Below are 21,134 nucleotides of genomic sequence, written 5' to 3' on the forward strand. Positions count from 1 at the left end.
GCTATACTTTCAGTCTCGCCATATAATGTGTATCAATCATGGCACCGTCGCGCATGGCATAGCCTTGCGCGGTGCCTTCAATCCGGAAACCGAACGCGTGATAGAGCGCTATCGCTTTGTCATTGTCGGTAAAGACCGAGAGTTCAATACGCGTAATCTGTAGCCAGTTGTCGCAGAGATCGATCATGGCCGCCATCAGAGCTTTGCCAATGCCCCGACGATGAAACGCCGGATCGACGCCCATTCCAAGTGTGGCACAGTGCCGACGCCGTGCAGCCGTCATGGCCTCAAGCGTCAGTTGCCCAACAACCTGCTCATCGAGACATGCCACCAGCATGTGGACGCCCGCGCGCGGATGGTTAAGTTTTTGCTCCCACAGCGTGGGCGATGGATAGGGCAACTGCAGCGTCGCCGCCTGGGTCTCCGGCTGACTATAGAGGCGCGTTAATGCGGGCGCATCCGTGGGAATGGCATGACGGATGGTCACTGGACTCATGGCTGTTTTCCTTGTGGGTGGCGCGATAAACCCTTTAAACATCAAGGAATTCACGTTGGGCGTCAATGAAAATAATGCGCAAAAAGACTTTACAGACGCGAATGATAATGATTATTATTGCCATGCGTTCTCCGGTGTCAGCGACACTTTAGAAAGCACGACATTGCTCACATTGCTTCCAGTATTATTTAGCCAGCCACGTGCTGGCTTTTTTTTGCCCGCTCTTCCGCGACACCTTCTTCAGCGCCTTTCAACAACCTTTCATTCAATGTTCATAATTTTTGAACAGAGAGGTGAAGTTTTTCAGCTATCAATCTTTTCCACCTGATACCACACTATAAAAAACATTGAGGAGATTTGAACATGATCTATTTACGTAAAGCTGAAGAACGTGGTCACGCGAATCATGGCTGGCTGGACAGCTGGCATACCTTTTCATTTGCCAACTATCACGACGCGAATTTTATGGGCTTCTCGGCGTTGCGCGTCATTAACGAAGACGTGATCGACCCGGGCCAGGGCTTTGGTACGCATCCCCATAAAGACATGGAAATTTTGACCTATGTGTTGTCGGGTACGGTTGAACATCAGGACAGCATGGGGAATAAAGAGCAGATTCCGGCGGGCGAATTTCAGATTATGAGTGCCGGTACGGGCGTGCGTCATTCAGAATATAACGCCAGCAAAACCGAACCCCTGCACCTTTATCAAATCTGGATTATTCCAGAGCGCACCGGTATTGAGCCGCGCTACGCTCAGCGTCGCTTCCCGGACGTACAGGGCCGTCAGTTTATTCTGACGCCGGACGCGCGTGATGGCTCGCTCAAAGTCTGGCAGGACATGACATTGTCGCGCTGGGTGTTTGCTGCGGGTGATAGCGACAGCGTGACTCTTGATGCGGGCCGCCGTATCTGGGTCCAGGTCGTGAAGGGCGAGGTGAAGGTGAATGGTCAGCCAGCTTCAAACAGCGATGCCTTTGCCGTCTGGGATGAAAGCCGTCTTGTGCTTGAGGCCGACAGCGACGCAGAAGTTCTGCTGTTTGATCTGCCGCCGGTGTAAGGCTGTGTGGGGCGGGCATATCTCGCCCCACTGGCAATCTGGCCGTAAAAAAGTGATAGACTCGTCGTAATTTGCTTTCAGGTCTACCCAGGCGCTTACGATGAAGAAGAAAAGACCGGTTTTACAGGACGTTGCCGATCGTATCGGTATCACCAAAATGACTGTCAGTCGTTATCTGCGCAATCCCGATCAAGTGTCTGTTGCGCTGGGGGAAAAGATTGCCGTGGCGCTGGATGAACTGGGTTACATCCCGAATCGTGCCCCTGATATGCTTTCGAATGCGACCAGCCGGGCCATTGGCGTGTTGCTGCCTTCCCTGACCAATCAGGTTTTCGCCGACGTACTGCGTGGCATTGAAGCCGTTACCGATGAAGCCGGTTACCAGACGCTGGTGGCGCACTTTGGCTATAACCCGGAAAAAGAGGAGCGCCAGCTCCGTTCGCTGCTGGGCTGGAACATCGACGGCGTTATTCTCACGGAGCGAACCCATACGCCGGGAACGTTGCGCATGCTGGAAGTGGCCGGTATTCCGGTTATTGAAATGATGGACAGCGTCACCCCCTGTCTTGATATGGCGGTGGGCTTTGACAATGTCGAAGCGGCCCGGCAAATGACGCTGGCGATTTTAAACAAAGGTCATCGGCACACCGTTTATCTGGGCGCGCGCCTGGATGAGCGTACGCTGCAAAAGCAACGTGGTTATGAAGCCGCAATGCGTGAAGCCGGCTTAACGCCGCGCAGCGTGATGATGGAAGAAGCCTCTTCTTTTAGTGCCGGTGGCGATCTCCTGCGTGAAGCGCAGCGCCGTTATCCCCAAACAGACAGCCTGTTCTGCACCAATGATGATTTGGCGGTTGGCGCGATGTTTGAGTGCCAGCGACAGGGCCTTAAGGTGCCTTCTCAGATGGCGATTGCTGGCTTCCACGGCCATGATATTAGTCAGGTTGTGACGCCACAGCTGGCGACCGTATTAACGCCACGTGACCGAATGGGACGTGAGTCTGCCGCGTTGTTACTGGCGCGTATCGCCGGTGAACACAGCGTCACCCAACCGCTGGATATCGGATTTGAGATTCTGGAAGGTGGCAGTATCTGATTAACACGATTTTATGAGTCAGCTCACACTTTAACGCTTTGTGAAGTAAAAAGGTTGCCAGCGTGTAATACCGCCAGGACAATGTCATCCATCATTGTTATCGGTAACATGGCAAGCTGAACTTGCCGGAGTGAAAAAATGACAACGCAATCCACGCCACATCACGTCTTTATTCTGATGGGTGTTTCAGGCAGCGGTAAATCCGTTGTCGCCAACCAGGTTTCCCACCAGTTAAACACCGCTTTTCTGGATGGTGATTTCCTCCATCCGCGCGCCAATATTCTGAAGATGGCAGAAGGTCATCCGCTGAATGATGATGACCGTTTGCCATGGTTACAGGCGCTGAACGATGCGGCTTTCGCCATGCAGCGGACTCAGGCCATCTCGATCATCGTCTGTTCTGCATTGAAAAAGCATTACCGCGATATTCTGCGCCAGGGCAATGACAACCTGCGTTTTGTCTATCTGAAAGGGGATTTCGATACCATCGAATCCCGCCTGAAAGCGCGCAAAGGTCACTTCTTTAAGCCGCAAATGCTGGTAACACAGTTTGCCACCCTGGAAGAGCCGGGCAGTGACGAGACAGATGTGCTGGTCGTGGATATCGCGAACCCGCTGGACGAGGTTGTGGCGGCTACGGTTGCGACTATCAAGGACGCTATCAATCAAGGCTAGGCCATGAATACCGCAACACTTATTTTGACCGCAGCAGGCTCTGTCCTGCTGCTGCTTTTTCTGGTGATGAAAGCCCGTATGCATGCCTTTCTCGCCCTGATGGTGGTATCGGTTGGGGCCGGGCTGTTATCCGGTATGCCGCTGGAGAAAATCGCAGAAACCATGCAGAAAGGGATGGGCGGTACGCTCGGCTTTCTGGCTATCGTGGTGGCGCTGGGCGCGATGTTTGGCAAAATCCTGCATGAAACCGGGGCCGTTGACCAGATTGCCATTCGTATGCTGAAAACCTTTGGCGAAAACCGCGCTCACTTTGCCATGGGCATCGCCGGGTTAATCTGCGCCTTACCGCTCTTCTTTGAAGTCGCCGTAGTGCTGCTCATCAGCATCGCTTTCGCCGTTGCGCGACGCACGGGCGACAATCTGGTGAAGCTGGTGATTCCGCTGTTTGCCGGTGTGGCGGCAGCCGCGGCCTTTCTGCTGCCGGGGCCGGCGCCCATGCTGTTAGCCTCGCAAATGCATGCAGATTTCGGCTGGATGATTTTAATCGGCCTGTGTGCCGCCCTGCCTGGGATGCTGATTGCAGGACCGCTGTTTGGTAATTTTATTGCTAAGCGCGTGTCGTTCAGCGCGCCACCTGAAGATCATCAGCCCGATATTGATGAAAACAAGCTGCCCTCTTTTGGTTTCAGCCTGTCCTTAATCCTGTTTCCTTTGGTGTTGGTTGGACTTAAAACCATTGGCGCGCGCTTCACCCGCGAAGGCTCCACGCTTTACCAGTGGCTGGAGTTCATCGGACATCCTTTCATCGCCATTCTGCTGGCCTGCCTGGTTGCCATTTACGGCCTGGCTTATCGTCAGGGCATGGACAAAGAGAAAGTGATGCAGATATGCGGCAGCGCCCTGCAGCCTGCGGGCATTATTTTGCTGGTGATTGGTGCGGGCGGCGTCTTTAAACAGGTGCTGGTCGATTCTGGCGTCGGCCCGGTGCTGGGGAATGCCCTGACCGGTGCCGGTCTGCCCGTTGCGCTGGCCTGTTTTATTCTGTCAGGCGCGGTGCGTGTGATTCAGGGATCGGCAACGGTTGCCTGTCTGACGACGGTAGGGTTAATCATGCCTGTGATTGAGCCGCTGCATTATAACGGCGCGCAGCTGGCGGCCTTATCCATTTGTATCGGTGGCGGTTCCATTATTATCAGCCACGTTAACGATGCAGGCTTCTGGCTGTTTGGGCGATTTACCGGGGCGACAGAAGGGGAAACCTTAAAGACATGGACGCTCATGGAAACCATTTTGGGCACCGTCGGTGCCGTCGTGGGCATGATCGCCTTCACGCTGCTTTCCTGATGCGTTTCAACCGGGCAGGGCTGCCCGGTTGAAACCGGCCATCGCTATAACTTCAGATACACGCGAATCCCATCTAAAAACATCTGCGTTGCCAGCATGATCAGAATCAATCCCATCAGGCGCTCCAGCGCGTTTACGCCTTTATCTCCCAGCAGGCGAAGAAACAGCCCCGATAACAGCAGAATCATGACCGTCACGCCCCAGGCAATCAGCAGTGCCCCCACCAGATGCGACATTTGATGAGGATACTGATGCGACAGCAGCATCAGGGTTGCCAGGAGTGAGGGGCCGGCGACCAGGGGAATCGCCAGCGGCACCAGAAAAGGCTCCTCCCCGGCAGGCAAGCCTGTGCTGCTGCTTTCAGGGGACGGGAAAATCATTTTGATGGCGATTAAAAACAGGATAACGCCACCGGAAATAGACACGGTTTCGGTGCGCAGGTTTAGAAAGGCCAGGATTCGCTCGCCGGTGAACAAAAACAGCAACATGATAATGAGCGCAATCAACATTTCGCGAATAAGCACAACTCGCCGACGTTTCGGTTCCAGATGCTTTAAAACCGACATAAAAATCGGCAAATTGCCTAATGGATCCATTATTAACAACAATAATATTGTTGCCGAGATCATTTCAGTCATTCGTTTTAGGTCTTCTCGTTATAGATAAAGTCAGGTTATTAGCACTGTTGCTGAAAAAGTTGGCCTGATTACATTAATTCACTTGCCAGAAAAGCTGCATTTTGTAGAGTTAATCAACACAGGCAATGCTGATTATTACGCAGAGTGGCGTGAGAGTACCACGACACTTTTCCCTTCGATAAGAAAGTCAGGTGTAGATCATCCTGAAACGGACATGACATGAAGAATGTAGGTTTAGTTGGTTGGCGCGGAATGGTTGGCTCAGTGCTGATGTCCCGCATGAGCGAAGAGCGTGATTTTGATGTGATCAATCCGGTCTTCTTCTCCACTTCACAGCACGGTGAGGCGGTCCCGGCATTTGCCGGTAAACAGCAGGGGACATTGCAGGACGCTTTTGATATTGAGGCGTTGAAGGCGCTGGATATCATTATTACCTGCCAGGGCGGCGACTATACCTCTGAGGTCTATCCAAAGCTGCGTTCCAGCGGCTGGAACGGTTACTGGATTGATGCGGCCTCCACATTACGCATGAAAGACGATGCCATCATTATTCTGGACCCGGTTAACCACCAGGTTATCCGTCAGGGCATCGACAGCGGCGTGAAAACCTTTGTGGGCGGCAACTGCACCGTCAGCCTGATGTTAATGTCGCTGGGCGGCCTGTTTGCGCAGGATCTGGTGGAGTGGGCGTCTGTGGCAACGTATCAGGCGGCCTCTGGCGGCGGTGCGCGTCATATGCGTGAACTGTTAACGCAAATGGGCATGTTGCACGATCACGTCGCCACCTCTCTGCAAAATCCGGCTTCAGCGATTCTGGATATCGAGCGTAGCGTAACGGATTTCACTCGCTCCGGCACATTGCCGACGGATAACTTCGGCGTGCCGTTAGCGGGCAGCCTGATTCCCTGGATCGATAAGCAACTCGAAAACGGTCAGAGCCGCGAAGAGTGGAAAGGCCAGGCTGAAACCAACAAGATTCTGGCAACCCAACGCGTGATTCCTGTCGACGGGCTGTGTGTCCGCGTGGGTGCGCTGCGCTGCCATAGCCAGGCCTTTACGCTGAAGCTTAAAAAGGACCTGCCGCTGGCGGAAATCGAGCAACTGCTGGCCGCCCATAATGAATGGGTGAAAGTGGTGCCTAACGACCGTGAGATCACGATGCGTGAACTCACGCCTGCCGCCGTTACCGGCACGTTGAGCACGCCGGTCGGTCGTCTGCGCAAACTGAATATGGGGCCAGAATACCTTTCTGCCTTTACCGTGGGCGATCAGTTGCTTTGGGGCGCGGCGGAGCCACTGCGTCGTATGTTGCGCCTGCTGATCGACTAAATCTGAATTACCTATAAGACCGGGCTTTCCCGGTCTTTTTCCCACAAATCACTGCAAACCGTTCTACCGTTACGATCACGAAGTGATCCGCTTCCCCTTTTTGCCTGTTTAGAAATAAATTTTTGCTTTTCTGCACTGATAACGTCCGCCATCAAGCTATCCTTTAACAAAGGCGTAACGTGAGTTAAGGATTTTGTTTTATCAACGACAGGGTTGGCGTAGTGGGTAAAGAGACGTTGACAAGACATGATGTGGTGCCGTTTTTAGCAACGTGCATCGGTCTCGCGAGGCGACAAAAAGCGTCTCTCGCTGGCAGCACACCAACAACTGTGACTGTTTTACTCTGCGCTGAAACTGACGGGTGAAATGCTTATGAGGCAGAAGGCCTCAGCACGGCAGACTGGCGGGCAGTGAAACGTTCCTCTCTCAGTCTGGCCTCTCCTGGCAAAAATGATGCGGTAAACGTGCTGATTTATCCTTGCAGGAGAAAAACGCCGTATTTTATTAAAGAATGTGAAACGCAGATCCGCTATACATAAATATCCTTTAATGGTGTACCCGATTCGCGCAGAAACGACGGTGACGGGTTTTCAACCTTAAACCGGACGGAATGCAAGCAGCACAAGTGGGCAAATCACGTTTAAGGTAGACGGCATCCGCCTGAGACGTCGCGTGAATATCATTTAAGGTCTGGGTCGTTGCCGGACAAGTGTCTGGCGCAACTTCGGGCCTTGCATCAAGCAGACAGGCTTAATGCGAACTGGTTGTGATTCAAGGAGGCGCGTGGTGACAGGCGTTTCGTTCTGGCACCCACGCCGCTGTACTCATGGCTCAATGAAGAGCAGCGCACGAGACTCGCGATAAATCTGCATCGTGGTCTTTTCGCCTGCCAACTATCACAGGAAGAAAGTCATGTCAGAGCTACCCGATCGCCAGGCGATCAATGCCCTTTTTGCGGGTAATTATTCCGACCCCTTTTCACTACTAGGGATGCACAAAACAGACAACGGACTCGAAGTGCGGGCGCTGCTTCCTGAAGCACTTGAAGTCTGGGTCATTGAAACCTCAACAGGGCGCAAACTTGTCCAACTGAAGTGCGATGATTCCCGTGGCTTTTTCAGTGGCGTGGTGCCTCGCCGTAAAAATCCTTTTCGCTATCAACTGGCGGTTAACTGGCATGGCCAGCAAAATCTGATTGATGATGCTTATCGTTTTGGCCCGTTGTTACAAGAGATGGATTTGTGGTTATTGGGTGAAGGCACTCACCTGCGACCTTATGAAACCTTAGGCGCGCACGGCGATGTGATCGATGGTGTTATTGGTACGCGGTTTTCTGTCTGGGCACCCAACGCTCGTCGTGTCTCCGTTGTCGGTGATTTCAACTTTTGGGATGGCCGCCGCCATCCGATGCGTCTGCGTCAGGAGATGGGCGTCTGGGAGCTGTTTGTTCCCGGTGCCATTAACGGGCAACTCTATAAATTTGAAATCATCGATGCGCATGGCCAGTTACGCATCAAGGCCGATCCCTTAGCGTTTGAAGCCCAAATGCGTCCTCAAACCGCCTCAATGATTTGCGGCCTGCCAGAAAAGGTGGAGATGCCGGCCTCGCGCAGAGCGGCGAATGCGTTTGATAAACCCATCTCCATTTATGAAGTTCATTTGGGGTCATGGCGTCGTCATACCGACGATAACTTCTGGCTCAGCTACAAAGAGCTGGCTGAGCAGCTCGTGCCCTACGTCAAAGAGATGGGTTTTACCCATATCGAACTGCTCCCCATCAACGAACATCCGTTTGACGGCAGCTGGGGCTATCAGCCGCTGGGTATGTATGCGCCAACACGACGTTTCGGCACCCGTGATGATTTCCGCTACTTTATCGAAAGCGCCCATGCGGCGGGGTTGAATGTGCTACTGGACTGGGTGCCGGGCCATTTCCCCAGCGATGACTTTGGCCTGGCGAAGTTTGATGGCACCGAACTGTATGAGCACAGCGATCCGCGCGAAGGTTATCATCAGGACTGGAATACGCTGATTTACAACTTTGGCCGCCGTGAAGTCAGTAACTTCCTGGCGGGCAACGCGCTTTACTGGATGGAACGTTTTGGTATTGATGGCCTGCGTGTCGATGCCGTGGCTTCAATGATTTACCGCGATTACAGCCGCGCCGAGGGTGAGTGGATTCCCAATCAGTACGGCGGTCGGGAAAATCTCGAAGCCATCAATTTCCTGCGCTATACCAACCGCACGCTGGGGCATGTCGCACCTGGCTCCGTAACCATGGCTGAGGAGTCGACGGACTATCCTGGCGTCTCACGGCCCCCGGAAGGTGGCGGTCTGGGGTTCTGGTATAAGTGGAACCTGGGTTGGATGCATGACACGCTCGACTACATGAAGCTCGACCCAATACATCGCCGCTATCATCATAATCTGATGAGCTTCGGCATCATGTATAACTACAGCGAAAACTTCGTATTACCGCTGTCGCACGATGAAGTGGTGCACGGTAAACGATCTATCCTTGACCGCATGCCAGGCGATGCCTGGCAGAAATTTGCCAACCTGCGTGCCTACTACGGGTGGATGTGGGCTTTCCCAGGTAAAAAACTGCTGTTTATGGGCAATGAGTTCGCCCAGGGCAGAGAGTGGAATCACGATGTCAGTCTTGACTGGCACCTGCTGGAAGGTGAGGACAACTGGCATCACGGCGTGCAGCGTCTGGTACGCGACCTGAACCACACCTATCAATATTACACGCCGCTCCATCAGCTTGATTTTGATCCGTCAGGATTTGAATGGTTGGTGGTGGACGATGCTGAACATTCGGTCTTTGCTTTTGTTCGTCGTGACCGCGACGGCAACGAAGTGATCGTTGTCAGCAACTTTACGCCTGTGCCGCGCCCTGCTTATCGCTTTGGCGTTAATCAGGCTGGCAGCTGGCGCGAGGTGCTCAATACCGACCAACATGAGTACCACGGCAGTGACGTGCGTAATCATCTGGTGCACACCGATCAACAGGAAAGCCACGGTCGCCCGCAGTCACTGAGCCTGAATTTACCACCGCTCTCTACGGTATGGTTAGTGCGGGAGGGGGAATGACATTAGGTGCCGGACGTCCCCAACCGCTGGGTGCAAGCTATGACGGGAAGGGCGTCAACTTTACGCTGTTCTCTCACCATGCTGAGCGCGTTGAACTGTGCCTGTTCGATGAGAACGGCATTGAGCAGCGCGTTGAACTCACTGACCGGAGCGGCGATATCTGGCACGGCTATCTTCCCGGACTCAAACCCGGACAGCGTTATGGCTATCGGGTACACGGGCCTTGGGCGCCCCAGCAGGGACACTTTTTTAATCCTGCCAAACTGTTAGTCGATCCTTGTGCCAGAGCGGTGCAGGGCGATGTGCCCGATGACCCGCGTTTTCACTGTGGCTACACTGAACCTGACAGTCGCGACAACGCCGCACTGGCACCGAAATGTGTGGTGGTGACGGATGATTTCGACTGGCAAGGCGATGTGCCGCCACGCACGTCATGGGGCCGCAGTGTCATTTACGAAGCGCACGTACGCGGTCTGACGCAGCAGCATCCCGGCATTCCAACAGCGCTGCGCGGCACCTATGCGGCGCTTGGCCATCCGGTGATGGTGGATTATCTGCTTAAGATGGGTATTACCGCCATTGAGCTACTGCCCATCGCCCACTTCGCCAGCGAACCCCGCCTGCTGCGTTTGGGCCTGACCAACTACTGGGGCTATAACCCTTTTGCGCTCTGGGCTGTCGATCCCCGTTATGCGTCTGGTCAGAACGGCTTGTCTCCGCTGCAGGAGTTCCAACAGGCGGTCAAACGCCTGCACGCTGCCGGTATTGAGGTGCTGCTGGATGTGGTGTTTAACCATACGGCAGAACTGGATGACACCGGGCCAACCCTTTCCTTTCGCGGCATTGATAACGCCAGCTATTACTGGCTGGACGATCAAGGCGCTTATCAGAACTGGACCGGCTGCGGCAATACCTTGAATCTCAGTCATCCGCAGGTCATGAACTGGATACTGGAGGCGCTGCGTTACTGGGTACGCACCTGCCACGTTGATGGTTTTCGTTTTGACCTTGCTCCCGTACTGGGACGCGAACCTGACTATCACCGTGACGCTGCCTTATTTGAGGCCATTCGCGCCTGCCCAATCCTGTCAACGGTCAAACTGATCGCGGAACCCTGGGATATCGGCCCGGGTGGTTATCAGGTGGGAAAATTCCCTTCGCCTTTTGCAGAGTGGAACGATCAGTTTCGCGATACAGCCCGGCGTGCCTGGTTGCATGGCGATGTCACTAACGGTGATGTTGCCTGCCGGTTTGCCGCTTCAAGCGATCTTTTCCAGCATGACGATCGCAAGCCGCACGCGACCATCAATCTGATCACCGCCCATGATGGTTTTACGCTGCGCGACCTGGTGAGCTTCAATGGCAAACATAATGAAGGTAACGGTGAAGAAAACCGTGACGGGCACGGTAACAACTATAGTCACAATCATGGTACAGAAGGTCTGGAGAGCAGTGCTGAGGTGGCACAACGCCGTAGGCGCAGCATGGAAGGGCTGCTGACGACGTTGCTGCTTTCACAGGGAACGCCCATGTTGTTGGCAGGGGACGAACGCGGTCAAAGTCAGCAGGGTAATAACAATGCCTATTGCCAGGACAACCCGCTGAGCTGGATCAACTGGGACGAAGAAGAAAAAGGACTGGTCGATTTTACTGCATCACTGATTCAACTGCGTAAGCGCATCCCGGCACTTACCTCGGATCGCTGGTGGCAGAACGATGACGGCAACGTTCAGTGGCTGGACGACCAGGGTAAACCTATAGAAGAAGATGGCTGGAAGCAGCGCGTGCGCAGGTTGCAAATTCTGCTCTCAGGCCGCTGGTTAATAACAATAAATGCGACAGATTCGATATGTGATATCGCCTTACCAGACGGAGAATGGCAAGTCCTTCCTCCTTTCACCGGGGAAAGTCACCCCATCCGGTTAACTGTCTGGCATGGTCCCGCACACGCTGTGTGTGTGTTCCAAAAGCAATGATAAGGAGTCAGACATGGTCAAATTAGAAAGAGCAGAACATCTTATGCTGGCGCGCCAGCTCCCTACACAAACTGTTGCCCTTGTACTGGCTGGTGGACGCGGTACGCGTCTGGTGGATCTTACCGCTAAGCGTGCCAAGCCCGCCGTTCACTTTGGTGGTAAATTCCGTATTATCGACTTTGCCCTTTCCAACTGTGTTAACTCAGGCATTCGCCGTATTGGGGTCATTACGCAGTATCAATCTCATACGTTAACCCAACATATTCAGCGCGGTTGGTCTATCTTCAACGAAGAGATGAATGAATTTGTCGATCTGCTACCGGCTCAGCAGCGCTTTTCCACTGAGCAGTGGTATCGCGGTACAGCCGATGCCGTCACACAGAACCTCGATGTTATTCGGCGCTACGGCGCACAGTACGTGGTGATCCTTGCCGGCGATCATATCTACAAGATGGATTATTCAAGGATGTTGTTGGATCACGTGCTGAATGAAGCCCGATGCACCATTGCCTGCCTGCCCGTACCGGTGCATGAGGCGACCGCATTTGGCGTGATGGCCGTAGACGAAAACAATAAAGTAATCGATTTCGTGGAGAAACCGCCGAAGCCACCGACCATGCCGGGTGACGACACAAAATCGCTGGCCAGTATGGGGATTTATGTGTTCGATGCCGATTACCTTTATGGCTTACTGGAAGACGATCTGAACGAGGCGGGTTCAAGCCACGACTTCGGCAAAGATATTCTGCCCAAAGTGGTCGCAAGTGGTGAAGGTTACGCCCATTCGTTTGCGATCTCTTGTGTGCAAAACGATCACGAGGCACCGCCTTACTGGCGGGATGTTGGGACGCTGGAAGCCTACTGGCGCGCCAACCTTGATTTGGCTTCAGTGACACCTGAACTGGATATGTACGACAGCACCTGGCCGATTCGTACGCACATGGAACCTTTGCCACCGGCAAAGTTTGTCCAGGACCGTTCTGGTAGCCATGGTATGACGATGAATTCACTGGTGTCTGGGGGCTGTATTATCTCGGGCTCGGTGGTGGTGAATTCGGTCATGTTTTCCCGCGTGCGGGTGAACTCATTTTGCAATATTGATTCAACGGTACTGCTACCTGATGTGGTAGTTGGCCGATCCTGTCGTCTGCGCCGCTGTGTCATTGACCGTGCTTGTGTGCTGCCAGAAGGGATGGTGATTGGTGAAAACCCTGATGAAGACAGCCGCCGTTTTTTCCGTTCAGAAGAAGGCATTGTACTGGTCACCCGCACCATGCTTGCCAAATTAAATAGTGCGGGATCATAAACGACAAGCGGCACACACCCAATCGGCACGAGGATCGTGCCTGGTAACTTAATGAGGTCGAGGATGCAGGTTTTACATGTCTGTTCAGAACTTTTCCCGCTGCTGAAAACGGGCGGGCTGGCTGATGTAGTCGGAGCATTACCTCAGGCACAAATTGCGGGTGGAACAGATACGCGTGTGTTATTGCCCGCGTTTCCTGCATTGCGTAAAGGAATACCGGATACTCAGGTGGTCGCGGAGCTGCAAACCTTTGCCGGTCCGGTTCGCCTGCTTTTTGGGCGCTTCGATGGGGTGGGCATCTATCTTATCGACGCCCCCGATCTCTACGATCGGCCGGGAAGCCCTTACCATGATGAATCGCAGTTTGCCTACGTCGACAACTATTTACGGTTTGCTTTACTGGGATGGATGGGCTGTGAGCTGGGCTGCGGGCTGGATAGCTACTGGCGGCCAGATATCGTTCATGCGCACGACTGGCATGCCGGCCTGACCTGTGCTTATCTGGAGGCACGCGGCCGACCGGCCAAATCTGTCTTCACCGTCCATAACCTGGCTTATCAGGGACTGTTCTCAGCGCACCATCTGGACGAGATTCAACTGCCGCGCGCCTTTTTTAATATGTTTGGACTCGAATTCTTCGGTCAGATCTCTTACCTGAAAGCCGGCTTATTTTACGCCGATCACGTGACGGCGGTCAGCCCGACCTACGCACATGAAATCACCACGCCAGAGTATGGCTATGGCATGGAAACGCTGCTGGCACAACGCATGCGCGAAGGCCGGCTGAGTGGGATTCTGAACGGGGTCGATCCAGCGATTTGGGACCCTTCACACGATCTCCTGCTGAGCTCCCGTTACAACCGGGATACGCTGGAAGCGAAAGCAGAAAACAAGCGCCAGTTACAGGTTGCGATGGGCCTGAAGGTCGATGACAAAGCACCGGTATTTGCCGTTATCAGCCGTCTGACGCGGCAAAAAGGGTTGGATTTGGTGCTGGAAGCGCTGCCGGGTTTACTGGCGCAGGGCGGACAGTTGGTGCTGTTAGGGCAGGGCGATGCCGAGCTGCAGCAAGGCTTTCTGGCCGCGGCGGCGGAACATCCCGGCAGCGTAGGCGTACAGATTGGCTATCACGAAGCCTTTTCTCACCGTATTGTTGGCGGCGCCGACGTCATTATGGTGCCGAGCCGCTTTGAGCCCTGCGGTCTGACACAACTGTATGGACTGAAATATGGTACGTTGCCCTTGGTTCGCCGGACCGGCGGACTGGCTGATACGGTTAACGACAGCTCATTAGAAAATCTGGCAGATGGCATTGCCAGCGGCTTCAGTTTCGAAGACAGTAATGCCTGGTCACTGTTGAGGGCAATTCGTCGCGCGTTCGTATTGTGGTCTCGTCCTTCACTCTGGCGCTACGTGCAGCGTCAGGCGATGGGCATGGACTTTAGCTGGCAGGTCGCCGCACAAGCCTACCGCGATCTTTACCAACGTTTGTTGTAACGGACTGGGAAACAGAAAATGACTACACCATTCACTTACGCTTCACCTACGTTGACGGTTGATGCTTTAAAGCACTCAATTGCTTACAAGCTGATGTTCACCATTGGTAAAGACCCTTCAATTGCTAACAAACATGAGTGGCTGAATGCTGCGCTGCTTGCCGTGCGCGATCGCATGGTCGAGCGCTGGCTGCGTTCTAACCGCGCTCAACTTTCTCAGGACGTTCGTCAGGTTTATTATCTGTCGATGGAATTCCTGATGGGCCGCACACTGGGCAATGCGCTGTTGGCCATGGGGATCTACGACGATCTCAATATGGCGCTGGACGAAATGGGTCTCGATCTGGCCGAGCTGATGGAAGAAGAGAACGATCCTGGGCTGGGTAACGGTGGTTTAGGCCGCCTGGCTGCCTGCTTCCTGGATTCTCTGGCGACGCTGGGCATGCCAGGACGCGGCTATGGCATCCGTTATGATTACGGCATGTTCAAACAGAACATTGTCGATGGCGAGCAGAAAGAATCCCCGGATTACTGGCTGGAATATGGTAACCCGTGGGAGTTTCAGCGTTTCAACACCCGCTATAAAGTCCGCTTCGGTGGTCGCCTTCAGCACGAAGGTGCCAAGGTGCGCTGGCTGGAAACCGAAGAAATTCTGGCCATGGCCTACGATCAAATTATCCCTGGCTACGACACAGACTCGACCAATACGTTACGCTTGTGGGGCGCGCAGGCCAGTAACGAAATCAACCTGGGTAAATTCAATCAGGGCGACTATTTTGCGGCAGTGGAAGATAAAAACCACTCAGAAAACGTGTCGCGTGTGCTCTATCCCGATGACTCGACCTATTCCGGCCGTGAACTGCGCTTGCGTCAGGAGTACTTCCTGGTGTCAGCCACCGTGCAGGATATCCTGAATCGTCACTGGATGATGCATCGTACCTGGGACAACCTGGCGGACAAAATTGCTATCCACCTCAATGACACGCACCCGGTATTGGCTATTCCGGAATTCATGCGCTTATTGATTGATGAGCACAAGTTTACCTGGGATGATGCGTTTGATGTGTGCTGCCAGGTGTTCTCTTACACCAACCATACGTTAATGAGCGAAGCGCTGGAAACCTGGCCGATCGATATGATCGGTAAGATCCTGCCGCGTCACCTCAGCATTATTTTTGAAATTAACGACTTCTTCCTGAAAACGATTCAGGAATACTACCCTGATGACTGGGATCTGCTGGCGCGTATTTCAATCATTGATGAGAACGACGGACGCCGTGTACGTATGGCCTGGCTGGCTGTGGTCGTCAGCCATAAAGTTAACGGCGTTTCTGAGCTGCACTCGAACCTGATGGTTCAGTCCCTGTTTGCTGATTTCTCCCGTCTGTTCCCTGGCCGTTTCTGTAACAAAACCAACGGGGTGACACCGCGTCGTTGGCTGGCGCTGGCTAACCCGCCGCTGTCAGAATTACTGGACGAACAAATCGGTCGTAACTGGCGTACAGACTTAAGCCAGCTCAGCGAGCTGAAGACGTGTGTTGATTACCCGGCGTTTATTGAGAAAGTGGCGGAAGCCAAACTCGAAAACAAAAAGCGTTTAGCGACCTGGGTAGCGAAGAATCTGGATGTTGTTATCGATCCGAATGCGCTGTTTGATGTGCAGATTAAGCGCATTCATGAGTACAAGCGTCAGCTACTTAACGTTTTGCACGTGATTACGCGCTACAACCGCATCAAGGCCGATCCTGACGCCGAGTGGGTACCGCGTGTTAACATTTTTGCGGGTAAAGCGGCATCGGCTTACTACGTTGCCAAGCACATTATTCATCTGATCAACGATGTGGCTAAGGTCATTAATAACGATCCGCAGGTTAAAAACAAACTGAAGGTCGTGTTTATTCCTAACTACAGCGTGAGCCTGGCGCAGATTATTATTCCTGCCGCCGATCTCTCCGAGCAGATTTCCACGGCAGGGACTGAAGCATCGGGCACCAGTAACATGAAGTTTGCGCTCAACGGTGCGCTGACTATCGGCACGCTGGACGGTGCTAACGTTGAGATGCTTGATCATGTGGGCAAAGAAAACATCTTCATTTTTGGTAATACCACGCCGCAGGTCGAAGCCTTGCGTAAAGCAGGCTATAACCCGCGTAAATACTATGAAGAAGATGCCGAGCTGCATCAGGTGCTGACGCAGCTGGCCTCAGGTGTCTTTAGCCCGCAGGACCCTGGTCGCTATCGGAATCTGTTCGATTTGCTGGTTAACTTCGGCGATCACTATCAATTGTTAGCGGATTACCGCAGCTATGTGGATACCCAGGATAAGGTTGATGAGCTGTATCGCCAGCCGGATGAATGGCAGTACCGCGCGGCGATGAACATTGCTGGTATGGGCTATTTCTCGTCTGACCGTACGATTCAGGAGTACGCGGATGAGATTTGGAATATTTCGCCGGTAAGGTTGTAGTTTGGCGGTAGCGTTTCTGCTCTGAGAGGATTCCGCCCGCCAGGCGTCGGGGAGTTTCAGCCTGCCCGTGCAGGCGGTCGGGTTAAGGGGCTAGCGCCAGCCCCTTAACAATCCCGGCGCCCGGCAGCCGTCGCTGTCCCTTCGTCACTCACTGCGGCCTGACGGACCGTCCGGATGCGCCCTCCGTGGCGCAGCCGTCCTCGTCGCGGCATCCCTGCCGCTCCGCCCTGGCCTCCGCTCTCTCCTCAGCGCGCCGGATGCCTCCGGAACCCCCCGCCTGTGAGGGCTTATTCCTCCTTTGGTTTGGCTCTGCCTGTGGGCAGGTGAATATTGTTTTGTATCGGACGTGTTCCGGCTGACATGCGGGAGGCGCTCTGATCCTGCTTCAGGGATGTTCTGCCTGTGAGGCGGTGGGGATGCGGTTTTGCACTGTGCAGGTTCCGCCCGCCAGGCGGCAGGGAGTTTCAGCCTGCCCGAGCAGGCGGTCGGGTTAAGGGGCTCGCGCCAGCCCCTTAACAATCCCGGCGTCCGGCAGCCGTCGCTGTCCCTTCGTCACTCACTGCGGCCTGACGGACCGTCCGGATGCGCCCTCCGTGGCGCAGCCGTCCTCGTCGCGGCGTCCCTGCCGCGCCGTCCTGGCCTCCGTTCTTTCCTCAGCGCGCCGGATGCCTCCGGAAACCCCCCGCCTGTGAGGGCTTATATTTTTCCGAAATACTGCTTCGCCTGTTATTAACGTGCGCAATCAGAACTGAAGACAGGGAAGCCTGACGAAAATGAAAAAATCAACAGCAATAAGCTGTGATGCTTTTCTGGCATCTGAAGCGATATTTTCTGGCATCTGAAGCGATACAAGAGTTGGTTTTAACACAGTTATCAAAGCGGGGGAGTTGGGCCGGCCTTCCCGTCCCGCTGAGCGGATGCAGGATTTCCGGATGAGCCGACAGGACGTCGGCGAAAGTCAGGCCGCGCCAGGGACGGCGCGTCCTGGCGGTCCGGGAGAAATCCTGAAGCCGCGAAGGGACCGCGCAGCGGCGGGTGGGCAGGACGGGAGCCCGGGGTCAAGGGGCCGCGGCGACTGGCGGCCCCTTGTCGGTCGCCCGCACGGGGCGGACTGAAACTGCCCGCCGCCTGGCGAGCGAAACCTTCTCAGAGTTACATAACTGGATGCCGCGCAGGCAAAAAAAAACGGCACAACAGGCCGTAACCCGTTGTACCGCTTTCTCAGCGCTGACGCGCTATTACGATGCCAGTGAAAGCGTTGGTTTCGCCTTGACCGCCAGCCATTCGGCAATACGTGCCTGCTGGGCTTCGTTCAGCCACATACCCTGTTTGGTACGACGCCAGATCGCATCATCCACTTCACGCACCCACTCGTGCTGCACCAGGTAACGCAACTCAGCTTCATAAAACTCATGACCGAAGTTTTCACCCAGATCTTCCAGCGATGTCGCATCTTTAAGCAACACCTCGGTGCTGCTACCGTAAGTGCGGGCGTAGTGACGTGCCATGTTTTCAGTAATGAACGGGTAACGACGGCGCAGGCTGGCAGCGTAATCGTCGCTGCTGCCGGAAATATTACCGCCGGGCAGCACGCAGTTTTTAGTCCAGGCCGCACCCGCGTCAGGATAATACTTCGACAACTTCTCCATCGCATGTTCGGCCAGCTTACGATAGGTCGTTAATTTACCGCCGAAAACGGACAGCAGCGGCGTTTCACCGTTGTCATCACGCACATCCAGTGTGTAATCGCGCGTAATAGCCTGCGGCGAATCTGACTCATCGTCACACAGTGGGCGCACGCCGGAATAGGTCCAGACGATATCATCAGGCGTTAACTGCTTTTTGAAATGGCCGTTGTACACCTTCAGGATGTAGTCGATTTCGCTATCGTCAATGGCAACGTTTTTCGGATCGCCTTTGTATTCCACGTCGGTGGTACCGATGATGGAAAACTCGTCCATCCACGGAATAACAAACACAATGCGGTTGTCTTCGTTTTGCAGAATATAAGCCTGCTTCTCATTGTGTACGCGCGGCACCACGATATGGCTGCCTTTGATCAGACGAATACCATAAGGTGATTTCAGTTCCAGGCCATCATCAAAGAACTGCTTAACCCACGGGCCTGCGGCGTTGACCAGGCCTTTAGCCTGCCAGGTGAAGGTTTTGCCGCTGTCGATATCCTCAGCTTCCACCATCCACAAACCCTTTTCACGCCAGGCGCGGGTCACACGCGTGCGGGTACGCACTTCACCACCATGCTTAACCACTTCCTGCGCGTTCAGTACCACCATGCGGGCATCGTCCACCCAGCAGTCGGAATACTCAAAACCGCGCTTAATTTCGGGCTTGAGTGCTGACTCTGCACCGAAGCTCAGGCTCTTACTGCTCGGCAGGCTGGTACGTTTGCCCAGATGGTCGTACATAAACAACCCGGTGCGGATCATCCATGCCGGACGCAGATGCGGGCGATGCGGTAAGCGAAAGCGCATAGGGAACGCGATATGAGGCGCCATCTTTAACAGCACTTCGCGTTCTGCCAGGGCTTCACTCACCAGACGGAATTCATAATGTTCAAGGTAGCGCAGGCCACCATGAATCAGTTTTGAACTGGCGGAAGAGGTCGCGCAAGCCAGGTCCCGCGCCTCTAGCATTAACACCGACAGTCCGCGTCCTGCAGCGTCTGCTGCGATGCCAGCACCGTTGATGCCGCCGCCGATAACGATCAGGTCTTTGGTTTCCACGTTGTCTCCTCCGATGTTCGGAATAGTTCACTTATGTTCGTTTTCGAGCATAATCATAATCGCAAACCAACATTGACGCCAGTATTTAACCACCTAAAAACAATTTTGCGTGATATGGATAACATTATGTCGGCGTAAAGGTGAATAGCCGTAGTCATTGTCAGGTTATTGGCGAGGATTATCGGGTTACACTAGACGTCATTTTGACGATGTGATGAGAGACACCATGGAAACCTACCAATGTATTGATGTTCATCAGGCTGAGCAGCGTCTGGCACAAGGCGCAGTGATGGTGGATATCCGCGATGCGCAAAGCTTTGCTCTTGGTCATGCCAGCGGCGCCTTGCATTTGTCGAACGCCAACCTCAATGATTTTATCAGCTCAACCGACACGAGCCTGCCGGTGCTGGTCATGTGCTATCACGGCAACAGCAGTAAAAGTGCAGCAGATTATTTGCACAGCCAGGGATTTACGACGGCTTACAGTATTGATGGCGGGTTTGATGCCTGGCGCGCCGCCTTCCCCCAACAGGTGATCAGTGGCGCTGAGTGACTGGTCAGGCGTAACACGGAGAGTGAGCAATGCGCATTACCCAATTTAATCAGCCGCGCATTGCGCAGGCTTTTGTTGACTACATGGCAACGCGCGGCGTGAAATTGCGTATAGAGCGTGAAAGTCAGTACGTCATTATGCTGGATGATGAAAGTCAGCTTTCGATGGTCGAAAACGAACTTCAGCAGTTTGTGCGCGATCCCAACCATCCTCGCTATCAGGCTGCAAGCTGGCACAGTGGCAAAACCGACAGCGGCTTGCGCTATGAGCGAGGCAATATTTGGGCAAATATCCGTGAGCGTGCCGGGCCACTGACCATGGTAGTGATGTTCGCCTGTATTGCGGTGTTTGTGCTGATGCAGGTCCTGGGCGATCGCACCGTAATGTACTGGCTGGCATGGCCAGATAGCGATCAGCATTTTGAAGTCTGGCGCTGGTTCAGCCATGTGCTGCTTCACTTCTCTCTGCTTCACATCCTGTTTAATCTGATGTGGTGGTGGTATCTCGGTGGTGCGGTAGAAAAACGGCTGGGCAGTGGTAAGCTTTTTGTCATTTTTATCATTTCAGCGTTGCTCAGCGGCTGGTTGCAGTCGAAATTTAGCGGCATCTGGTTTGGCGGCTTGTCCGGCGTGATCTATGCCCTGATGGGTTACTGCTGGCTGCGCGGCGAACGCGATCCGGACAGCGGTATTTATCTGGAGCGTGGGTTAATCGGTTTTGCACTTGTCTGGCTGGTACTGGGCTGGTTTGGTGCATTTGGTCTGGCTATCGCTAACGCAGCACACGTTGGTGGACTGCTTGTCGGACTGGCAATGGCGTTTGTCGACACACGCAAGCGTAAACGGTAGTCACAACGAAT

The 21,134-nt window shown here is 54.0% G+C and carries 16 protein-coding genes; 13 read left to right on the top strand and 3 right to left on the bottom strand.

The genetic code is table 11. The features are described 5' to 3' along the window. Position 1 precedes the first annotated feature (1 nt). Complete coding sequence (locus tag QNH99_RS01725; RefSeq protein ID WP_410517235.1) at positions 2-496, bottom strand: GNAT family N-acetyltransferase; 495 nt, start codon at positions 494-496, stop codon at positions 2-4. On the opposite strand from QNH99_RS01725, the gene QNH99_RS01730 reads away from it, so the two are divergent. The 5 genes from QNH99_RS01730 (at position 495) to gntU (ending at position 4,670) form a co-directional block, all read left to right on the top strand. Then, a complete protein-coding gene (locus tag QNH99_RS01730; RefSeq protein ID WP_410517236.1) occupies positions 495-824 on the top strand; it encodes a hypothetical protein in 330 nt (109 codons plus the stop codon). The genes QNH99_RS01725 and QNH99_RS01730 overlap by 2 nt on opposite strands. 35 nt (positions 825-859) lie before the next feature. Continuing rightward, a complete protein-coding gene (locus QNH99_RS01735; protein WP_063877541.1) occupies positions 860-1,555 on the top strand; it encodes a pirin family protein in 696 nt (231 codons plus the stop codon). Between the two features lie 100 nt (positions 1,556-1,655). After that, positions 1,656-2,651, top strand: coding sequence for a gluconate operon transcriptional repressor GntR (gene gntR / locus QNH99_RS01740; protein ID WP_063877540.1), 996 nt, complete (start codon positions 1,656-1,658; stop codon positions 2,649-2,651). Positions 2,652-2,789: 138 nt separating this feature from the next. Further along, positions 2,790-3,326: a gluconokinase gene (gntK, locus tag QNH99_RS01745; RefSeq protein WP_063877539.1), complete on the top strand. Its 537-nt coding sequence runs from the start codon at positions 2,790-2,792 to the stop codon at positions 3,324-3,326. Between the two features lie 3 nt (positions 3,327-3,329). Beyond that, a complete protein-coding gene (gene gntU, locus QNH99_RS01750) occupies positions 3,330-4,670 on the top strand; it encodes a gluconate transporter (protein WP_109717817.1) in 1,341 nt (446 codons plus the stop codon). A gap of 44 nt (positions 4,671-4,714) precedes the next feature. Here gntU and QNH99_RS01755 read toward each other — a convergent pair whose 3' ends face one another. Further along, the gene (locus tag QNH99_RS01755; RefSeq protein ID WP_063877537.1) at positions 4,715-5,308 is read right to left on the bottom strand and encodes a YhgN family NAAT transporter; all 594 of its coding nucleotides are present in this window, start codon (positions 5,306-5,308) and stop codon (positions 4,715-4,717) included. A gap of 219 nt (positions 5,309-5,527) precedes the next feature. Here QNH99_RS01755 and asd point away from each other — a divergent pair, with 219 nt between their 5' ends. The 6 genes from asd (at position 5,528) to glgP (ending at position 16,978) form a co-directional block, all read left to right on the top strand. After that, entirely contained in the window at positions 5,528-6,637 is a 1,110-nt protein-coding gene (gene asd / locus QNH99_RS01760; protein WP_410517237.1) for an aspartate-semialdehyde dehydrogenase, read from the top strand. 912 nt (positions 6,638-7,549) lie between these two features. Next, positions 7,550-9,733, top strand: coding sequence for a 1,4-alpha-glucan branching enzyme (glgB, locus tag QNH99_RS01765; protein WP_096012666.1), 2,184 nt, complete (start codon positions 7,550-7,552; stop codon positions 9,731-9,733). Continuing rightward, positions 9,730-11,709, top strand: a complete 1,980-nt coding sequence (gene glgX, locus QNH99_RS01770; RefSeq protein ID WP_410517238.1) for a glycogen debranching protein GlgX — start codon at positions 9,730-9,732, stop codon at positions 11,707-11,709. Before glgB ends, glgX begins: the two co-directional genes overlap by 4 nt. 13 nt (positions 11,710-11,722) lie before the next feature. After that, complete coding sequence (glgC, locus tag QNH99_RS01775) at positions 11,723-13,015, top strand: glucose-1-phosphate adenylyltransferase (RefSeq protein WP_063877533.1); 1,293 nt, start codon at positions 11,723-11,725, stop codon at positions 13,013-13,015. Positions 13,016-13,078: 63 nt separating this feature from the next. Then, a complete protein-coding gene (gene glgA / locus QNH99_RS01780) occupies positions 13,079-14,512 on the top strand; it encodes a glycogen synthase GlgA (RefSeq protein ID WP_283350466.1) in 1,434 nt (477 codons plus the stop codon). Between the two features lie 18 nt (positions 14,513-14,530). Continuing rightward, positions 14,531-16,978: a glycogen phosphorylase gene (gene glgP / locus QNH99_RS01785; protein ID WP_096012664.1), complete on the top strand. Its 2,448-nt coding sequence runs from the start codon at positions 14,531-14,533 to the stop codon at positions 16,976-16,978. 1,238 nt (positions 16,979-18,216) lie between these two features. Here the strand turns inward: glgP and glpD are convergent. Further along, on the bottom strand, positions 18,217-19,722 hold the full coding sequence (glpD, locus tag QNH99_RS01790) for a glycerol-3-phosphate dehydrogenase (protein WP_063877530.1): 1,506 nt from the start codon (positions 19,720-19,722) through the stop codon (positions 18,217-18,219). A 226-nt stretch (positions 19,723-19,948) separates the two neighbouring features. Between glpD and glpE the strand changes: the two genes are divergently transcribed. Then, positions 19,949-20,275 carry a thiosulfate sulfurtransferase GlpE gene (gene glpE, locus QNH99_RS01795; RefSeq protein WP_063877529.1) on the top strand — a complete coding sequence of 109 codons (327 nt, stop codon included), beginning with the start codon at positions 19,949-19,951 and terminating at the stop codon, positions 20,273-20,275. A 29-nt stretch (positions 20,276-20,304) separates the two neighbouring features. Beyond that, positions 20,305-21,123 (top strand): rhomboid family intramembrane serine protease GlpG, encoded by an 819-nt coding sequence (gene glpG / locus QNH99_RS01800; RefSeq protein ID WP_410517239.1) that lies wholly within the window; start codon positions 20,305-20,307, stop codon positions 21,121-21,123. The last annotated feature ends 11 nt before the right edge of the window (positions 21,124-21,134 follow it).

This window comes from Pantoea allii, from assembly GCF_046529425.1.
In the GTDB taxonomy this organism is placed as follows: Bacteria; Pseudomonadota; Gammaproteobacteria; order Enterobacterales; family Enterobacteriaceae; genus Pantoea; species Pantoea allii.